The organism is Mesorhizobium kowhaii (assembly GCF_003253745.1).
GTDB lineage: Bacteria > Pseudomonadota > Alphaproteobacteria > Rhizobiales > Rhizobiaceae > Mesorhizobium > Mesorhizobium kowhaii.
Window position 1 is genome coordinate 373,717 of the sequence record NZ_MZXV01000032.1, and the last position, 18,462, is coordinate 392,178.

Consider the following 18,462-nt stretch of genomic DNA (forward strand, 5'->3'; position numbering starts at 1 on the left):
GTTAGAGCGCGCTATCTGGAGGGAAGAAAATCGTTCCTGGGAGGTGTCGGATGGCTTCACGCTATCACGAGGTCTATGACGGCTGGAAACGCGATCCGGAAAAGTTCTGGGCGGAGGCGGCCGAGGCCATCGACTGGCATTCGCCCTATGACAAGGTGTTCGACGCCGCTGCCGGCGTCTATGGCCGCTGGTTTACCGGCGCCACCTGCAACACCTGCTACAATGCCGTCGACCGCCACGTCGCCGGCGGACGCGCCGAGCAGATCGCGCTGATCCATGACAGCGCCATCACCGGGACGATCAAGAAATTCACCTATGCCGAGCTGAAGCGCGAGGTGGTCGCGCTGACCTCGGTGCTGAAGAACCGCGGCATCGGCAAGGGCGACCGCGTCATCATCTACATGCCGATGGTGGCGGAAGCCGCCTTTGCCATGCTGGCCTGCGCCCGCATCGGCGCGGTGCATTCTGTCGTCTTCGGCGGCTTTGCCTCGCATGAGCTTGCCACCCGCATCGACGACGCCAAGCCGAAGCTGATCATTTCGGCCTCCTGCGGCCTGGAGCCGGGTCGCATCGTCGCCTACAAGCCGCTACTCGATAAGGCGATCGAGATTTCCCGCCACAAGCCGGACGGCTGCCTGATCCTGCAGCGCGACCAGCTGCGCTGCGAGTTGAAGGAGTATTTCGACATCGACTACGCCGATGCCGTCGCCCGCGAACGGGCAGCCGGCGCCAATGTCGACTGCGTTCCGGTGCTCGCCACCGACCCGCTCTACATCATCTACACATCGGGCACGACCGGCCAGCCCAAGGGCATCGTGCGCGACAATGGCGGCCACATGGTCGCGCTGAAATGGACGATGGAAAACGAGTTCGGCGTCAAGCCGGGCGAGGTGTTCTGGGCAGCCTCCGATGTCGGCTGGGTGGTTGGCCATTCCTATATCGTCTATGGGCCGCTGCTGCACGGCTGCACCAGCGTGCTGTTCGAAGGCAAGCCGATCGGCACGCCCGATGCCGGCACCTACTGGCGGGTGATCTCTGAGCATGGCGTCGTCGCGCTGTTCACCGCGCCGACCGCATTTCGGGCCATCAAGGGGCAGGATCCGAGGGGCGAGTTCATTCCGAAATACGACCTGTCGAAATTCCGCACCCTGTTCCTCGCCGGCGAGCGCGCCGACCCCGAAACCATCAAATGGGCGGAGCAGAAGCTGAATGTGCCGGTGGTCGACCATTGGTGGCAGACCGAGACCGGCTCGCCGATGACGATCAATCCTGCCGGCCTCGGCCTGTTGCCGGTCAAATATGGCTCGCCCGGCGTGCCGATGCCCGGCTACGACATCCGCGTGCTTGACGATGCCGGCCATGAGGTGCCGCGCGGCACGCTGGGCAATGTGGTGGTCAAGCTGCCGCTGCCCGCCGGCTGCCTGCCGACGCTGTGGAACGCCGACGCGCGGTTCCGCCAAGCCTATCTCGACGAGTTCCCCGGCTTCTACAAGACGGCGGATGCCGGCATGGTCGACGAGGACGGCTATCTCTATGTCATGGCCCGTACCGACGATATCATCAATGTCGCCGGCCACCGCCTGTCGACCGGCGCCATGGAGGAGGTGCTTTCCGCCCATCCCGACGTCGCCGAATGCGCCGTCATCGGCATCGCCGATACCATGAAGGGCCAGGTGCCGCTTGGCTTCGTGGTGCTGAATGCCGGCGTTTCACGCGAGACCGGTGCCATCGAAAGCGAAGTGGTCGGGCTGGTGCGAGAACGCATCGGCCCGGTCGCCGCCTTCAAGACAGTGGTGACGATCAAGCGCCTGCCCAAGACACGCTCGGGCAAGATCCTGCGCGGCACCATGCAGAAGATCGCCGACAAGGAAGAATGGACCATGCCGGCGACCATCGACGATCCGCTGATTCTCGACGAGATCACCGCCGCCCTGAAGGAGCGAGGGATCGGAGTTTAGCAAAATCGTCGAGGTCGGCGCCGCAATCTTTTGTTGTGCAATGCAGCAATCCACCTTACACCTTTGATTGGGGGGCCATCCGGCGAGACGGTATGGCTCAGCAGAAGAAAATAACATTTGGCGGCGTCGACATCCTGCGGTTCCTCGCCGCCGTCATGGTCATGGTCTACCACTACGGCTTCTGGGTGTGGGCGTTTCCGGACGGCGTTTCGGCACGCGCCACGGGCGGCATTCCCGCGCAGCCGGCAATAGGTGCCTGGGTCGAATCAGGCTGGGTCGGCGTCCAGATCTTCTTCGTCATCAGCGGTTTCGTCATCGCCTTCAGCGCCGAGAGATCGACGCCGCTGCGGTTTTTCGAAGCAAGGGTGAAACGGCTGGCACCAGCGGTCTGGATCTGCGCCCCCGTTACCGCGGTGGTGCTTTTGATCGTCGGCCTCAGCTGGCCGACCGATGCCGTCACCAGGCTGGTTCGCACCGGCCTGTTCGTTCCCTACGCACCCTGGGTGGACAGCGTCTACTGGACGCTCGGCATCGAGATCGCCTTCTATGCCATCGTCTGGACCTTGCTGCGGCTTGGCCGATTCCATCAGATGGAAATGGTGGCCATTGCCATCGGCCTGGTCAGCACGCTTTTCTGGTGCCTCTATTACCCGCTCGGCTGGGCCGACCTTGCCGAGACACGCACGCTCGACCTTTTGCTGGTGCATCACGGCGTTTTCTTCGCGACCGGCGTCATGCTGTGGCTGATGCGCTTCAAGGCGGTGACGACGGCTCGCCTTGCCTTCTGCGCCCTGTTCCTGGGCGGCGGCGTGCTGCAGATCGCCAGTTCGGTCGACGTCCATATCCTGAAGGTCGGGCAACAGATGCCGTTCGCGCCGCCGACCCTCATCTTCCTCGCCGCGGTCGGACTGATGGCATGGTCGCTTCGGCTCGACCTCTCCTGGAGCGGCTGGCGCCGGATCGGACTGATGACCTATCCGCTCTACCTCCTGCACGACGTCGTCGGCGCGGCCCTGCTCGGCGTCCTGGTCCGCGCGGGACTGCCGCATCTCTTCTCGATGGTGATCGTCGGCGCGACAATGATCGCGGCAAGCTGGCTGGTGGCGACCGAGGCCGAGCCACGCATCCGGCTGCTGCTCGACCACACCGTGTTCCGCTATCGGCTCAAGGCCGCGTAGTCGCGACCTCGTTGGCCAATGGGCACCTCGGTGCCCAGCGCGCGCGCAGGAGCCGTACTGTCCAGCCGCAGGTTCCGAGACCCGGCTCGACACCGCCGTCTTCCACAGCGGACGCCTGACTGCCATCGGAATCGCCGACAAGCGAAGCAGGCTCATTCATGTGCTTCTGGAGCTGACCTGCTCCTAATGCATGTCGCCCAAAAGCGCGCGGCGTTTGGGCATGCAGGCATAAAGCAAAGATTTAAAGCGCGTCGACTGACCCCGTTTCAACGCGATGCGCTTTCGAAAGGGCCTGCTTGGACAACGGCCGATATCAGACCGTTGCCTTTGCCTTGCTGCGCACTTCCGACTTTTCCAGATAGTAGGTCGAGTATTTATCGAAGAATTTCTCGGAGCCGCCGAACGATCCATATTTGGCCAGCTTCTTCAGATCGACCTTGTTCAGCACCGCCCCGATGATCTTGTTGGCGACATAGGGTTCGGATTCCAGCATCGACCTCACCATCGCACGGGGCGTGCGGCCCCATTCGGTGACGAGCACAAAACCGTCGACCAGCGGCGCGAAAGCCTTGGCATCGACCACCGGCCCGAGCGGCGGCAGATCGACGACGATGTATTCGAACGTCTCCTTGGCGTTGTCGATGAAGCGCCGCATCCCGGCCGAGGAGAGAAGTTCGCTGGTGTGCGAGAAGTAACCGCGCAGCACGGCCGGGATGATTGCCAGCTTCGTCTGCCGGTCGATCTTGCCGACGGACTGCCAGGTCTGGCCGTTGACCACGGCTTCCATCAAGCCTTGCTCGCATTCCATGCCAAGGCCGCGGCTGAGGCCGGGGTTGCGCAGGTCGCCGTCGACCAGCAGCGTCTTGGCGCCGTTGGCGGCAAGCAATCCGGCGAGATTTGCCGCGACCGTCGACTTGCCCTCGCCGGGAAGCACCGAGATGATGCCGATGACGCGGCTGCCTTGCCCTTCCATCACGACGTCGAAGGCGATCTTGGCGCTGCGCAGCGTTTCGGAGAACATCGACGCAGGCGAATCGATGCTTACCCGCATGCGCGCGCGCTTTTCGGCGGACGACAGCGATTTGGCGGTCTTGGTATCCACCTGGGTCTCGCCCGGCTTTTCTTCCTTGCCGAGCTTGCCGCCGATCGCCGGCAGATAGCCGAGGAATTTCAGGCCGACACGGTCGCGCACCTCCTCGCCGGTCCTGAAGAAACGTTCGTTGAATTCATTCAGGCCGCCGAAGCCGGCGCCCATCAGCGTGCCAAGCACCAACGAAAGGCCAAGCACGATGATCGTGCGCGGGCTTGACGCGGCCATCGGCATCGAGGCGTCCGAGATAATGCGGATCTTGCCGACCGGGAAGGATTGCTGTTGCGCGGCTTCCTCGTAGCGGCCGAGGAATGTCTGATAGAGCGTGGTGAGCGCCGTCGCCTGCTGATCGAGTTCCCGCAGCTTGACTTGCGTCTGGTTGTCGACGGAACTCTTGCCTTGCGCGGCCGCGACATTGGCCCTGAGCGCGGTCTCGCGCGCCAGCGCCACTTCATATTCGTTGCGATAGCTTTCGGTCAGTTGCTTCAGTTCGCCGAAGATCTGCGTCGATATGTCGGCCTTCTCCTTGGCAAGCGCCACCGCCTGCGGATGCTGGGCGCCGAAATTCGCCTCGACGTCCTGCAGCCGCTTGGAGACCGTGAGGTAGCGGGTCTTGAGCGCCGCGATGACCGAGCTGCTCGGCTGGTCGCTTGATATGGCGGCATCCTTGAAAGCGTTGTCGGAACCGCTTTCGACAATCGCCTTGTACTGCTGGTAGCGGGCACTGGCGCGGGCGGTGTCGGCCTGCGCGACGATGAGCTGGGCGTTGAGATCGGAGAGTTGCTTGTCGCTCATCAGCTGGCCATCGCTGTTGGCGGCCAAGCCATGTTCGGCCCTGAATTTCTCGACCGCGAGCGATGCCGCCTGCGAGCTCTCGCGCAATTCCGTCAGCCGACCCTGCAGCCAGACCGCCGCCCGCTCGGTGGCGTCGAAGCTGGCATCGAGCTGATCGGCGAGATAGGCATCGGCATAGGCTTTGGTGATCGCATGGGCCAGGGCCGGATCCGTCGCCTGATACCCAAGGGCGATGACGTAGCTTCGCCCCGTGCGCTCCGCCCGCACCTCGTTCTGCAGCTTGAGGATCGCGTAGTCGCGACTGGACGAGGCGATCAGCGCATCGCGGGTGGCGGGGTCGAGTTTGCTGATGTCACCAACGCCCGGCAAGACAGGGCTGGGGCGAACATACTGGATCAGGCTCCGGACGAGACCGACGCCCTTCGCCAGAGCCGATACGGGCGGATTCATGAAGGCATCGTTCTGGTCGAGCTTCAGCTTGTCGACGACCACTGCGGCAAGCCGCGTCGAGGTCAGGATTTCGATCTGGCTCAGGATGGCCGAATCGGTCTGCATGGTTGTCGACGCCGCCGAGATGTCATCGACGATCTTGTTCAGGCCTTCGTCGATCAGCACGCTTGAGACCGACTGATATTGGGGCGGCGTGGTCTGCAGATAGAGCAGGCCTAGAAAGAGACCGATGATGGCGCACACGGCAACCACCTTGGCTTGCCGTGCGGCCATGCCAAGCAGCCGCTCGATATCGATGAAGTCGTCGCCGTCTCCTGCGTCTGAATTCGGCAATGGCATCCTCTTGTCGAGAGGAAAGTTGGCATAATTCATCTTCGGTCCAATTCTAGAGCCTGTTCCATCCCGATGATCGGGATGGGGATCTATCTCATTGTTTGAGCATGATCTTTCCCGAAAACCGGACGCCACTTTTCGGGATCATGCCTTGGCTTGCACAGCCGCGAAGATCGGGAGCATTGCGCAACACAAGGCAAGCTTCGTGCCAGACGGCGCGGGAGCTATCGCCCCGCGTCGCCAGCCATCTGAATATGCTCCCGAAACATGGGCATTATGCGGCTTCTTCCTGGCGTTCATGCGACCGGACGAACTCCTGAAGCATCTCGAAAACCGGGCCCTTCATGTCGTCGCGCGCCAGCGCGAAGGCAATGTTGGCCTGGATGAACCCTTCCTTCGAACCGCAGTCGAACATGCGGCCCTTGAAAGGTTGGGCGAAGAACGCTTGATCCCGCGACAGCCGGACCATGGCGTCCGTCAACTGGATCTCGTTGCCGGCGCCGCGCTGCTGATTGCCCAGAAGCGCGAAAATCTCGGGCTGCAGGATGTAGCGGCCGTTGATATAGAAGTTCGACGGTGCGTTGGCTGGCGCCGGCTTTTCGACCATGGCCGTCACCTCGAAGCCGCCGCCGATATCGGCGCCACGGCCAACGATGCCGTATTTGTTGGTCTCGGTCGGATCGCAGCGCTCGACGGCGATCACGTTGCCGCCGGTTTCGGCATAAAGGTCGACGATCTCGGCCAGGCAGCCGCGGCCGCCGAACGATACCATGTCCGGCAAAAGCAGAGCGAAGGGCTCGTTGCCGATGACTTCGCGCGCGCACCAGACGGCATGGCCGAGGCCTTGCGGCGATTGCTGGCGGATGAAGCTGGTGGCGCCGGCCACCGGCAGCAGGCTTTCCAGCGACTGCAATTGCGCCTTCTTGCCGGTCTGTTCCAGCGTCCCGATCAATTCCGGGTGCAGGTCGAAATAGTCCTCGATCACCGCCTTGTTGCGGCCGGTGACGAACACAATGTGCTCGATGCCCGCCTCGAAGGCCTCGTCCACCGCATATTGCACGACAGGCCTGTCGACGACGGGGAGCATTTCCTTCGGCATCGACTTGGTCGCCGGCAGGAACCGTGTTCCAAGCCCCGCCACCGGTATCACGGCCTTCCTGATTTTCTTCATCGCAAATTCCTTCTGAGGAGATCGACTTCAGTCCATTCACAGGCCACGAAAAACCCCTTCATATGCCTGCATCTTCACCTCCCCACCCCCACGGCAAACTGCGCCGCTACTCTTCGCAACCGCACGGCGATCGGCATGCCCATATGCCTAACCGCCGCCGGGTCGCTGAGCGCTGTCCGGATCGCCTTGAGCGGGGACCGCGCCTTGATGTGCTGAACCATCGACAGGAACGATGCGGCCTTGCGCAGGCTGCGGCTGCGCCGGGCGAACGCGATTTGCGCGGCCTCGTCCATCGAATGGGTTTGAGCGAACACGGCATCTGCCTTGCGCATCGCTTCGACATGGTGAAGCTCGAGCACGCGGGAGATGGAGCCGCTGCGGATATGATAGGCATAGCCGATCGTCGGCTCGACCACGCATTTGCCGCCCTTGGCCAAAGCGTTGGCGAGCAGGATGTAATCTTCGCCAATGCTCAGTTTTTCATCATAGCGAAGACCGTTTTCATCCAGGAACCGGCGCTGGAAGATCGGCTTGAGGTAGCCGAGATTGAACTTCGATTCGAAAACGACGTTGCCGGCGATGTAGCTGGCCAGCGAGATTTCGCTCAAGTCCTCCAGGTAGCGCGTCGGAAACATCGCGTCCTCGACGACACCGTCCTCGCGAATGACCTGCAAATTGTCGACGGCGATCTCGGCGCCTGCCTTCTCGGCGCGGGCGATCATGGCGGCGATGCGGTCTGGAAAAACGGCGTCGTCGGAATCGAGAACCGCGATCCATCTGCCGCGGGCGACATCGAGCCCGGCATTCCTGGCGCCGCCGGGACCGCGATTGCTGGCCAGCGCGACGACGCGAACGATGTCTTGCGGATAGGCCCGCGCCACGTCGAGCGTCGCGTCGCGCGACTTGTCGTCGACGACGATGATTTCGACACTGACGTTTTTCTGCGCGATGGCGCTTGCGATCGCCCGGTCGAGGGTCGCCTCGGCGTTGTAGGCGGCGATGACAAAGCTGACGTCAGGCTGCACGCTTGCCCCCTTCCTGTGGCGAAGGCTGGCCGTAGAGCCGGATTTCGCGGATGCCGACGAGGCCGCTGACGACGCCGACATGCATAATGCCGCGCAGCACGCTGCGGTTCCTTCGAACCGGACTGATGACGACCGGAAGTGCCGAGGCGAAGCAATAGATGGCCTTTGCCGACGCCAGGCCGACCTGCTTGACGAAGCCGATGCCGCGCGCGTTGCGTCCCAGAAGATGCCCGTGCGTCTGTCCGACGCGGAAGCGGCGGCGGCCGAGCCAGTCGAACGCCGCCCTTGAGCGCGGCACCGCCTCATCCACCCAGGCCTCGGGCGAAAAGGCGATGCGGCCGCCCGCTTTGTGCATCTGGTCGAAGAACTCGGTGTCCTCGCCGCCGGTCTGGCCGCGCGCCAGGCTGAAGCGGCGCCCACGCAGGCTGTCCGATCCCATCCGGAGCAGAACGTTGCAGGTGTAGCCGGTCTGGATCTCGCCGCGCACCCAGACGGGCAAGGTCGAGTGAAAATCGCCGCGCCGCATCCAGTCCGGCGCATCCGGGCGATAGCGCGCCCGGACCGGGCCGAGCACGGCGGCCGCGCCGCTCGATTGCGCCATCGCGACGAGCTCGGCGAGCCAGCGCGGCGTGGCCGTCTCGTCATCGTCGATGAAGGCGACGAAATCTGCTGTGCTGGCGTCGAGGCAAGCGTTGCGGGCGATCGAAATGTTGCGCGCCGGGCAATGCTGATAGCGGACCGGCACCGTCAACTCCTGCGACAGCGCGGTCACCAGGTCCCGGGCGGTCGGCGTGTCGTCATTGTCGGCGACGATGATGCTGATATCGAACCCAGCCGGCATCTCCATGGCGTCGAGCGAGCGCAGCGTGTCGGCCAGTTCCGGCCGCCGGAATGTGCAGACGCCGATGTCGATGCTGAAGTTCTTGGCCTGCATCGCCATCACGCCACCCTGCGCCGCGACCCGAGGCCGAGAAGCTGCAGCCAGAAGCCGACCGACCAGCCAAGATGCATGACCATCGCCGAGACGCCGGCAAGCGCGATATCGGCATTGCGTTGGCGGATGGCCGTCCACAGGCCGTAGCCCAGGCACACCGAGGCCCACAGCAGCAGCGGCACCGCCGCCAGCCAGAGCACGAAAGAGAAGGCCGCCAGCAGCACGACCGGAAACACCAGGAGCGGCACCATCTGCCGGACCTTCGGGACGACGCGGTGCTTCAGCACATTCTTGGCGCGGCCGCGACCATAGCCGAGATACTGGAAATAGAGGCCGCGGAGCGAGGCGCGCGGGTAATAGATCATCTGCGTCTTGCCGCTCATCCAGATCTTGTAGCCGGCCTGTCTCAGCCTGTAGTCGAGCTCGGCATCCTCGTTGTGGCTGAACGTCTCGTCATAGCCGCCGACAGCCCCGAACGCCGATATCCGGATCAGCGCGTGATGACCGTGGTCGACCCACTCTCCGGCGGAGAGGTGTCGGTGCTTGGAGCCGCCGGTGCCGAGCTTGGAATTCTGTGCCGCCGCGACGGCCTTCTGCACGGTGCCGTTGCCGCTGGTCAGCATCGAAACGACAACCGAATCCGCTCCGGTGGCCAATGCCTCCTCGACCAGCCGGTCACAATAGTCGTCGGGATAGCCGCCATGCGCGTCAATGCGAATGAGATAGTCGGCACCTTCGCCGAAGGTGCCGACGGCGAGGTTGATCGCCGCACTTTGGATGCGCCTTTTGTTGTGAAGCAGGATAACGCGCGGATCCCTGCTTGCGATGTCCTCGACGATGGCCAGCGTGCCGTCGGTGCTGCCGCCATCGGCGACGATGATCCTGGCGCCAAGCCTCGCGGCCGCGGGGCGCAATTGATCGAGCAGCACACCGATATGGGCGGCTTCGTTCAGGCACGGAATAACGATAAGGCTGGATGAGGGTTTTTCAGTCTGCGTCATCGGCTTCAGTCTATCTCCAGCCATCCTATGCCAATGCCTCAGCTGCAAACGAACCCGATACGGCGGTCAGGCTGCGCAGCCGCTCGACAAGCGCCCGGCAATCGCTGCGATCGTAGCTCCAGGTTCTCGGGTTGCGGCCAAGAACACGCGCCTTCAAACTGGCGAAGCGATGCTCATCCATCTTGCCAAGCGTCGCTTCGAGCGCCTTGGGCGAAGCCTCTGGCAAGAGAATGCCGATATCCTGCTTGCTGAGGAACCGCCCGGTTTCGGTGTTGCCCATCGAGATCGGCACCGCGCCGAAGCGGCAACCTTCGTAGAGGCGGTTGGGCAGGAGCCATTCGGAGTTCTGTCCCGCTTCGAAGAAATCGATCGCCCAGGAAAAATGGACTTCGCCGTAGATCGACGCCATGTCCTCCGGATTGCGATAGGGCCCGCCAAACGAGAGCCATGGCTCGGATTCGACGAAAGCATGGAAATCCGGGAATTCGGACAGGGCCGGACGGCCGCGCAGCACGATCTCGAAGCGTCCCTCCATCCGGCGGGAGAAATCGGCCAGCAGTTCGAGCGAGCGGCGGCAGCGCAGCGCGCCGAACCAGCCGATTCGCCATGGCGGTCCGACGGGACTCTCAACCGCCTCAGAACCACCGGGCGCCTCAGGACTGCCGGGCAAAATCGCGGCTGCCTCGAAATACTTGTTCTCGACCAGCTCGATCGGCGCCGCGACCTGGCCGAACGGCTTGAAATAATTGGCGATGAAGGCAGGCGAGCTGGTCACCAGCAGCTTCACGTCCCTGGCCAGAAAGCGTTCGGTGGCGCGCAGCGCCTTGCCCATGACATCGTTGCGAAGCACAAGGCGATGGATGTCGAGGCACTCGTACACGATCGGAACCGATGCACCGAAGGCTGACCTGGCGCGACGGGCAAGCGCCAGCATTTCCAGGTTGCGCGCGATGATCAGATCGGGCCTGGGCATATCGCCAAGCTTCGAGCCGATCGAAACCGCCGCCTTGGCGATCGCCGCGAGCCGCTGGCCGAATCGCCCGTCACGCGTCGCGCCAAGATCGATCGGCCGCACTCCCTCGATATCCGCGATCGGATTTGTGATGCGACGGAAGCCGGCCAAGGTGACCTCGGCCCCACCTGCCCTGAGCATTATGATCCGCCGGCGCACGGCCGGGTCGGAAACGTCGTGCACAAGGTACAAGACATGCAGCATGAAAACTCGACCGCTGTTGGCCCACCCAAGGAGAGCCTAGTACAGCTCTTGCTGCATCGCAACATTTTTGGCGCAACGATCCACGTTTTCTGTTGCACTGCAAAATTATTGCCGTAGTTTGTCGTTGGCGGCGGTAGTGGATTTTCGGACAATTGGAAATCCGCGCAAAAATCAGGAATCCTGAATTTGGAAGCCAATGCATTCGATCCGCCGGAAGGCTCTCTGCGCAAATCTGTCGGGCGCGGCGCGGTTGTCACGGCCATGGCGCAATCGGTGCGGGTCGCGACACAGATCATATCCGTCATCGTGCTGTCGCGGCTGTTGTCGCCGCAGGATTTCGGCGTCGTGGCGATGTGCGCGCCAGTGCTGGCCTTCATCGCGCTGTTCCAGGATTTCGGCCTGACCCAGGCGACAATCCAGAAAAGCGGCATCCGGCATGAGGAGGTGAACTACCTCTTCTGGATCAATGTGGCCGTCAGCGCGATTCTGGCCTGTGTGCTTGCGGGTGCCGCGCCGCTGGTCGCCGCTTTCTACGGCGAGCCGCGCGTGGCCGGCCTGGTGGCCGCATTCGGGCTGCAGATCATGGCCTATGGGCTTGGCGCCCAGCATCTGGCTCTTTTGACGCGCCGCATGCAGTTCGGCCGGCTGGCCATCATCGACGTCGCCAGCGCTGTCGCCGGACTCGCCGTATCGATTGCCTGGACTTTCATCGACCGTTCCTATTGGGCGCTGTTTGCCGGCACGCTGACCGGTGCCGTGCTGCCGACGCTCTGCTATTGGGTAAGCTCGCGCTGGCGTCCCGGCCTGCCGCGCAAGGTCGCCGGAATCAGCGAATTGATCAATTTCGGCGCCGGCATCACCGGCTTCAACTTCGCCAATTTCTTTGCCCGCAACCTCGACAATGTACTGATCGGCAAATACTGGGGCGAAGCCCAGCTCGGCCTTTATGACCGCGCCTACAAGCTGCTTTTGTTTCCGCTGAGCCAGATCACCAATCCATTGTCGAAGGTGATGGTTCCGGCGCTGTCCAGGCTGAAGGACGAGCCGGATCGCTACCGCAGCGCCTATCTGCGCGTCATGCCGCTGATCCTGCTGGTCGCGCTTCCCGGCGTCGCCTTTGCCACAGCGATGTCGGACGTGCTGATCCCCTTCGTGCTCGGCGAACAGTGGCGCGCGAGCGCCAGCATTTTCCTGGCGCTCGGCTTTGCCGGGCTGCTGCAGCCGCTCAACAATCCGGCGGGATGGCTTTTCGTCAGCCAGGGCCGCTCCGGTGACTTCATGCGCTGGGGCATCATAACGGCCGTGACGTCGGTGGCGGCCTTCGCGCTCGGCCTGCCCTATGGCGCGCTGGGCGTGGCGATTGCCTATGCGATCAGCGAGTATCTGAGGACGCCATTCCTGTGGCTCTATGTCGGCAAGAGCGGTCCGCTGCAGGCGCACCATGTGCTGCGCGCGGCAACGCCGTTCGTGCTTGGCGCCCATCTGGCGCTGGCCGCCATCTGGTTCATCAAGCCGCTGCTGCCGCAGCAGCATGTCATTGGCTTGGCCAGCGGCGCCGTTCTCGCTTACCTGATCACCATCGTCATCGCGTTGGCATTCGCATCCGGCCGCGAAGCCCTGCGCGAGGCCTTGAAGATGCTGCCGGCAAGGCTGCCCGCGGCAACACCACGCGAGGCGCAATAGTTTGCGCGACCTCGACAGGTACGGACATTCACTCCAGGACCAGGTCTGAACCCATGCACTACCGATCGATTTCCGACATGAACGACGCCATCGTCAGGGGCCTGCACCGGCTGCCGCGCGACATCGACCTGGTCGTCGGCGTTCCCAGAAGTGGCGTCCTGGCGGCGACGCTGGTGAGCCTGGCGGCGAACATTCCGATGACCGATCTGGACAGCTTCCTGGCCGGCCGGATCTACACCTCGGGCATCACCAAGCGCCGGGCGGCACTCGACCGCAAGGCCTCCGAAATGCGCAAGGTGCTGGTGATCGACGACAGTGTCGCCGGCGGCAACGCCATGCGCGATGCACGCTCCCGCATCGAGGCGGCCGGCATCGAGGCCGACTTCACCTTTGCGGCGGTGTTCGGCCTGGAGCCGGAGCATCAGGAAACCGACCTGGTCTTCGAGGTCGTGCCGCATCCGCGCATGTTCCAGTGGAACTTCATGCATCACAAATTCCTGGCGCAATGCTGCGTCGACATTGACGGCGTGCTGTGCCTGGATCCGACAGAAGCGGAAAACGACGATGGCCCGGCCTATGAGAAATTCCTCAGCGAGGCGCGGCCTCTCCATACAGCGACCCACAAGATCGGCTGGCTGGTCACCAGCCGGCTGGAGAAATATCGTGCGCTGACCGAGGCGTGGCTCGACAAGAACGAGATCAAATACGATCAGCTGATCATGCTCGATCTGCCGAGCAAGGCGGAACGGCAGAGGCTAGGCGCGCATGGCAGTTTCAAGGCCGATTTCTACCGCAAATCCGATGCCATCCTGTTCATCGAAAGCGAGCACGAGCAGGCGCTGAGGATCACAGAACTGTCCGGCAAACCGGTGCTCTGCGTCGAAACGCATATGGTCAGCTTTCCCGACGCGCTGTCGCTGCCGGCACTTGGCCAGGCAGCCCGCAACCTGCCGGCGAGGCTGCGGCAGATCAACTCGCAAGAGGGCCGCAAGAGCGCCGCCAAGACCGTTGCCCGCGCCCTGCTCGGCGCGCGCGGCTACGAGACACTGAAGAGCCGGGTCAAACGCCTGGCTTGATCCGCACGCTACGCGGCTTGACGCGAGTTGCTACGCGGCTGGCGCCGCGAGCCGGGCTACGCGGCTTGCCGTGCGCGCTGCTGTATCGCCCTGTCCACTATCGAGAAGAAGGTGATGAACTGGCGATCGGGTTCCAGTTCGGGCCGCCCGGCGAAGCTGCGCGCGAGGCCCGAGAGCCGGTCATATTCCTGGTTGTCGTTCCACAGCCGCCTGACGGCCGCGACCCAGTCGGCGAGCGGAGCATCGTAGTCGAGCACCACGCCGCCTGAGCCGATCGCCTCGGGCAGACCACCACGCCGCGAGCCGACAACCGGGATTCCGCTGCAATGGGCCTCCGACGCGACGCGGCCCCAGGCCTCCTCCCACTTGCTGGGAGCAAGCAGGATCTTGGTGCGGCCATAGACCGTCTTCATGTCGCTGGTGCGGTTCTCCAGCACGACATTGCCCAAAGGCGCGATCGTCTGTTCGATGCGCGCCCGATGATCGTCCTCCAGCTTCCAGCTCTCGACGAACAGGAACGGGATTTCGGGACAGGCGCCGGCAATGCGCACCGCTAGTTCAAAACCCTTTTCCTCATAGGGATTGATCAGCGTGACAAACTGGCCCGTCGTCGGCGTGCTGTAGTGCGCCGGATTGATGGTCGGCGGGATCACCGTCGCCTCGATGCCGAATTCTCGTCTGTAGGTGCGCGCGGTGAATTCCGAATTGGCGATGTAAAGCGCTGAATGCAGCTCGCGCGGGTCGCCGCCCAGTTCATGGAATTCGACATTGCGGAGATAGACGACCAAAGGCACGCCTTCCGCCTGCAGCGCCTTTCCGATCGGAACCGATTTGTGACACTGGACGACGGCCACATCCGGCTTCAACCTGTCGACGGCAAAGGTCGCCGCTTCCCAGGGAAACCAGGCCCGCACCACCGGATAGCCGGGATAGCTGTCAATGACCGCCGGCTGCCGCAACAGCTTCATCTTGGCGCGCGCCTTGAGGCCGAAGACACCATCGCCGAACAGGGCAGCGAGCACCGCGGCTTCATGGCCATGTTCGATCAGCTGTTCGGCCAGATGGTGCGTGCTCGACTGAACGCCGCCGCTGAACTCCGGTGGATAGCCGCTGCCACCTGCAAAAAGGACTTTCATGGGATCGGGCTCCTTGTCGCATCTCGTATTTCTTTCCGAGGCAACCGGCGGCGCCTCGCTTTCGGCGTCAGGCAAGCTTCGGCGGCTCCAGATTCGCGAACGGATTGGTACAGGATTGCCAGCCGGTAAACCGGATCGGGTCATTGAGCGAACTGCGCCATGCGTAGTCCGTCAGCATATGGAATTCGGCGATGACCCAGCGGTCGAAATGGATCAGATCTTCCCGTTTCTCCTGGGGCAGCAGGCGGCGGACGGCGCCCAATTTGAGCTCCTCGACCAGCGTGACGGCGTCGCTGAGCTTGCCACTGGGAAATACCCACGGGTTCCTGTTGCGGAACTCCAGCACGAACTGCTGCAGATGCTCGATGCGCATGTTCAGCCTGCCGAGGTATTTTTCGAGTGTGACGCGCACCAGGTCCTCATCGGAAAACGAACTGACGGCGGCAAAGGCGACGCCCGTCGACACCACCCCACCGGCGACGATGGCCAAGGCCGAGCGCCTGGAAATTTCGATCATCCGATGCCCTCCTCTCACGCCATGCGGCTCGCCGCCCTCAGGGAGAGGGCCGCGGCGGTCAGGCTCGGGTTGGCGCAGGAGCAGCTCGGATAGGTGCTGGTGCCGACGACAACCAGGTTTCTCAGCTGGTGGTGGATCATGTCGCTGTCGATCACCGAATCGGCCGGGCCGGAGCCCATCCTCAGCGTGCCCTGGACGTGCGATTCGGTTGGCCGGATGCCACGATCGAAGAGCTTTTCGACCGGCAGCGGAGCCAGAAGGTCAGGCAATTTCTCCAGCGCGCGAGCCATGCCCTTGACTGCGTAGTCCGACGGCGCCTTGAAGCTGACGAAGGCGTTGTCGTCCTCGTCGAGGGCGACGAAATTTTCGTGGTCGAGCAGGTTTTCGGTGACCACGACGAGCGGCAGCGCCTGGCGCAGCCGCCCCTTTTCCGCACGCATCCCGTGCTGCCAGCGGTTCTCGAAATAGACCAGTGCCGCCGCATGCTCCGATCTGTGGGGACCGTCATAGAGGCCGAAGTTCAGGCCGGTGGTGATGGTGCTGCCGTCGAAATTGTCGACCCCGTCGAGATAGACCTCAAAGTTCCAGCCGTAGGATTCGTGCAGGCCTCGGCCGACGAACTCGCCGCCCAGGCCGGACCGCAGCATGATCGCCGCGCTCTGGATAGCATTGGCGCCGAGAATGAAAAGGTCGCCGCTGACCTGGTATTCCTTGCCGTCATGCATGAAATTGACCGAGCGGACCGTGCCGCCGACGTGATCGAGCCGCCGCACCTCCGCACCGAGGCAGACCGAAATGTCGGGATGCTCGAAGACATGCATCAACCCGTTGTTGACGGTGAATTTGGCGTCGACCGGACACAGCCAGCAGCGCAGATTGGCACAGCATGAGGTGCGCTGCGCGGTCGGCACACGCGCCCGAGCCGTCGGCATGACGAAATGCTGGCCGGGCTGCGCCGCCTTCATCATCCGGTCCGGCGTCGACATGCGATGCGGCGGTTGCGGAAACGGCTTCGAGCGAGGCAGCATCGCCGCCATGTCGGGATCGCCCGAGATCGACATGATGTCTTCGGCGTCGCAGTAGAACGGCTCGACGTCGTCATAGCTGATCGGCCAGTCATTGCCGATGCCGTAGGTACTTTTCAACCTGAAGTCGTTGGGATGGAACCTTGGCGTCTGCGCGAACCAGCAATTGGTGCCGCCACCCAGTCCGATGGTGTAATTCCACGGCTTGTCGGAATTGGTCTTGTAGGTCGTCTCGTCATCGATGTCGGTGTTGGCATTCTGCTTGAGCTGCCATTCATGGGTGTTGTGCCGGCCCCATTCGAGCACCAGGACGCGTGCCTTTCGGCGCTTGGCGAACTCGTGCAGGAAGAAGGCCGAACCGAAGCCGGAACCGATCGCGACAAGATCGAAATGATCCCTGGTGATTTGCTCGGGCTTTACGTCCAGCACCATCAACCAAAACTCCTTTTCGCGCCGGGCGCGCCCGCCAGGTTCTGCCTCCGGCTCTTCGCTCCCAGCCTCATGCCGCCATTCTGCCGATCGAGTGATATTCGATGCCGTGGCGGGCGATGGCCTTGGGGTCATACAGGTTGCGGCCATCAAAGATGATCGGCGTGGTCAGCGCATCTTTCATCGCGCCGAAAGACGGCGCGCGGAAACTCTTCCATTCGGTGGCGATCAGCAGCGCATCGGCGCCACGCAGGGCGGCTTCCTTGGTGCCGCACAACAACAGGTCGTCGCGCAGCCCGTAGATGGCCTGGCATTCCTGCATCGCCTCGGGATCATAGGCCTGCACATTGGCGCCGGCGTTCCACAGCGCCTCCATCAGCGTGCGTGCCGGCGCCTCGCGCATGTCGTCGGTGTTGGGCTTGAAGGCCAGCCCCCACAGCGCAAAGGTCTTGCCCTTGAGATTGCCCTTGAAATAGCGGTTCACCTTGTCGAACAGGACGGATTTCTGCTCGTTGTTGCGCTCCTCGACGGCGCGCAGCAGCTTGGCGTCGAACTTGACGCCTTCGGCGGTCTTGATCAGGGCGCGGACATCCTTGGGGAAGCACGAGCCGCCATAACCAAGACCCGGATAGATGAAGTGATAGCCGATACGCGGATCGCTGCCGATGCCCTTGCGGACCTCCTCGATGTCGGCGCCGAGCTGCTCGGCCAGGTTGGCCATCTCGTTCATGAAGCTGATCTTGGTCGCCAGCATGCAATTGGCGGCGTATTTGGTGAATTCGGCGCTGCGCACGTCCATCACGATCATCTTCTCGTGGTTGCGGTTGAAGGGAGCATAGAGCTCGCGCATCACCGCTTCGGTGCCCTCGCTGTCGGTGCCGACGATGATGCGGTCGGGCTTCATGCAATCGGCAACCGCGGAACCCTCCTTGAGGAATTCCGGATTCGAAGCGACGTCGAAGGTCAGGTCCTCTCGCCCTCTTTTCTTCAGCGTCTCGGCGATCCTGGCCTTTACCTTTTCGCAGGTGCCGACCGGCACGGTCGACTTGCCGACGATGATCTTTGGGGTGTCCATCTCACGACCGATGGTCTCGGCGACCGCCAGCACGTATTTGAGATCAGCCGAACCGTCCTCGCCCGGCGGCGTGCCGACCGCGATCATCTGGATTTCGCCGTGCCTGACCGCGGCCGCGGCATCGGTGGTGAACTTGATGCGGCCAGCGGCGTGGTTCTCCTTGACGAGGCTTTCGAGCCCCGGCTCGAAAATCGGAACCAGGCCCTGGTTGAGTCGCTCGACCTTGTTGGCGTCGATGTCGACGCACACCACCTGGTGCCCGACTTCGGCAAGCACCGCTGCCTGCACGAGACCGACATAACCAATTCCAAAGACCGTCAAATTCATTCGGTTTCATTCCCATGCAAGACAGCGGACCGCTTTGGGCCCG

General features: G+C 63.0%; 14 protein-coding genes. 4 read left to right on the top strand and 10 right to left on the bottom strand.

Annotated elements, in window-relative coordinates; all coding sequences use genetic code 11:
• Positions 1 to 50: 50 nt before the first annotated feature.
• Both B5V02_RS14630 and B5V02_RS14635 read left to right on the top strand, forming a co-directional pair.
• Positions 51 to 1,958 (top strand): propionyl-CoA synthetase, encoded by a 1,908-nt coding sequence (locus B5V02_RS14630; protein WP_111544854.1) that lies wholly within the window; start codon positions 51 to 53, stop codon positions 1,956 to 1,958.
• Positions 1,959 to 2,050: 92 nt separating this feature from the next.
• A complete protein-coding gene (locus tag B5V02_RS14635; RefSeq protein ID WP_111544855.1) occupies positions 2,051 to 3,136 on the top strand; it encodes an acyltransferase family protein in 1,086 nt (361 codons plus the stop codon).
• A 313-nt stretch (positions 3,137 to 3,449) separates the two neighbouring features.
• Here B5V02_RS14635 and B5V02_RS14640 read toward each other — a convergent pair whose 3' ends face one another.
• The 6 genes from B5V02_RS14640 to B5V02_RS14665 form a co-directional block, all read right to left on the bottom strand.
• Positions 3,450 to 5,843 (bottom strand): polysaccharide biosynthesis tyrosine autokinase, encoded by a 2,394-nt coding sequence (locus B5V02_RS14640; RefSeq protein ID WP_111544856.1) that lies wholly within the window; start codon positions 5,841 to 5,843, stop codon positions 3,450 to 3,452.
• Positions 5,844 to 6,078: 235 nt separating this feature from the next.
• Entirely contained in the window at positions 6,079 to 6,975 is an 897-nt protein-coding gene (locus tag B5V02_RS14645) for a UTP--glucose-1-phosphate uridylyltransferase (protein ID WP_111544857.1), read from the bottom strand.
• Between the two features lie 74 nt (positions 6,976 to 7,049).
• On the bottom strand, positions 7,050 to 8,000 hold the full coding sequence (locus B5V02_RS14650) for a glycosyltransferase family 2 protein (protein WP_111544858.1): 951 nt from the start codon (positions 7,998 to 8,000) through the stop codon (positions 7,050 to 7,052).
• Entirely contained in the window at positions 7,990 to 8,940 is a 951-nt protein-coding gene (locus B5V02_RS14655; protein ID WP_111544859.1) for a glycosyltransferase family 2 protein, read from the bottom strand. The genes B5V02_RS14650 and B5V02_RS14655 overlap by 11 nt, the downstream gene beginning before the upstream one ends.
• Entirely contained in the window at positions 8,940 to 9,935 is a 996-nt protein-coding gene (locus B5V02_RS14660) for a glycosyltransferase family 2 protein (RefSeq protein WP_111544860.1), read from the bottom strand. The genes B5V02_RS14655 and B5V02_RS14660 overlap by 1 nt, the downstream gene beginning before the upstream one ends.
• A 25-nt stretch (positions 9,936 to 9,960) precedes the next feature.
• On the bottom strand, positions 9,961 to 11,151 hold the full coding sequence (locus B5V02_RS14665; protein WP_111544861.1) for a glycosyltransferase family protein: 1,191 nt from the start codon (positions 11,149 to 11,151) through the stop codon (positions 9,961 to 9,963).
• Positions 11,152 to 11,337: 186 nt separating this feature from the next.
• Here B5V02_RS14665 and B5V02_RS14670 point away from each other — a divergent pair, with 186 nt between their 5' ends.
• Positions 11,338 to 12,834, top strand: a complete 1,497-nt coding sequence (locus tag B5V02_RS14670) for a lipopolysaccharide biosynthesis protein (protein WP_111544862.1) — start codon at positions 11,338 to 11,340, stop codon at positions 12,832 to 12,834.
• A gap of 53 nt (positions 12,835 to 12,887) precedes the next feature.
• Positions 12,888 to 13,910 (top strand): phosphoribosyltransferase family protein, encoded by a 1,023-nt coding sequence (locus B5V02_RS14675; RefSeq protein ID WP_111544863.1) that lies wholly within the window; start codon positions 12,888 to 12,890, stop codon positions 13,908 to 13,910.
• 56 nt (positions 13,911 to 13,966) lie between these two features.
• Here the strand turns inward: B5V02_RS14675 and B5V02_RS14680 are convergent, their stop codons facing one another.
• The 4 genes from B5V02_RS14680 to B5V02_RS14695 form a co-directional block, all read right to left on the bottom strand.
• Positions 13,967 to 15,046 carry a glycosyltransferase gene (locus tag B5V02_RS14680; protein WP_111545409.1) on the bottom strand — a complete coding sequence of 360 codons (1,080 nt, stop codon included), beginning with the start codon at positions 15,044 to 15,046 and terminating at the stop codon, positions 13,967 to 13,969.
• A 67-nt stretch (positions 15,047 to 15,113) separates the two neighbouring features.
• Entirely contained in the window at positions 15,114 to 15,563 is a 450-nt protein-coding gene (locus B5V02_RS14685; protein WP_111544864.1) for a hypothetical protein, read from the bottom strand.
• Positions 15,564 to 15,577: 14 nt separating this feature from the next.
• Positions 15,578 to 17,020 carry a GMC oxidoreductase gene (locus B5V02_RS14690; protein ID WP_111544865.1) on the bottom strand — a complete coding sequence of 481 codons (1,443 nt, stop codon included), beginning with the start codon at positions 17,018 to 17,020 and terminating at the stop codon, positions 15,578 to 15,580.
• A 67-nt stretch (positions 17,021 to 17,087) separates the two neighbouring features.
• Complete coding sequence (locus tag B5V02_RS14695; RefSeq protein WP_111544866.1) at positions 17,088 to 18,419, bottom strand: UDP-glucose dehydrogenase family protein; 1,332 nt, start codon at positions 18,417 to 18,419, stop codon at positions 17,088 to 17,090.
• Between the last annotated feature and the right edge of the window lie 43 nt (positions 18,420 to 18,462).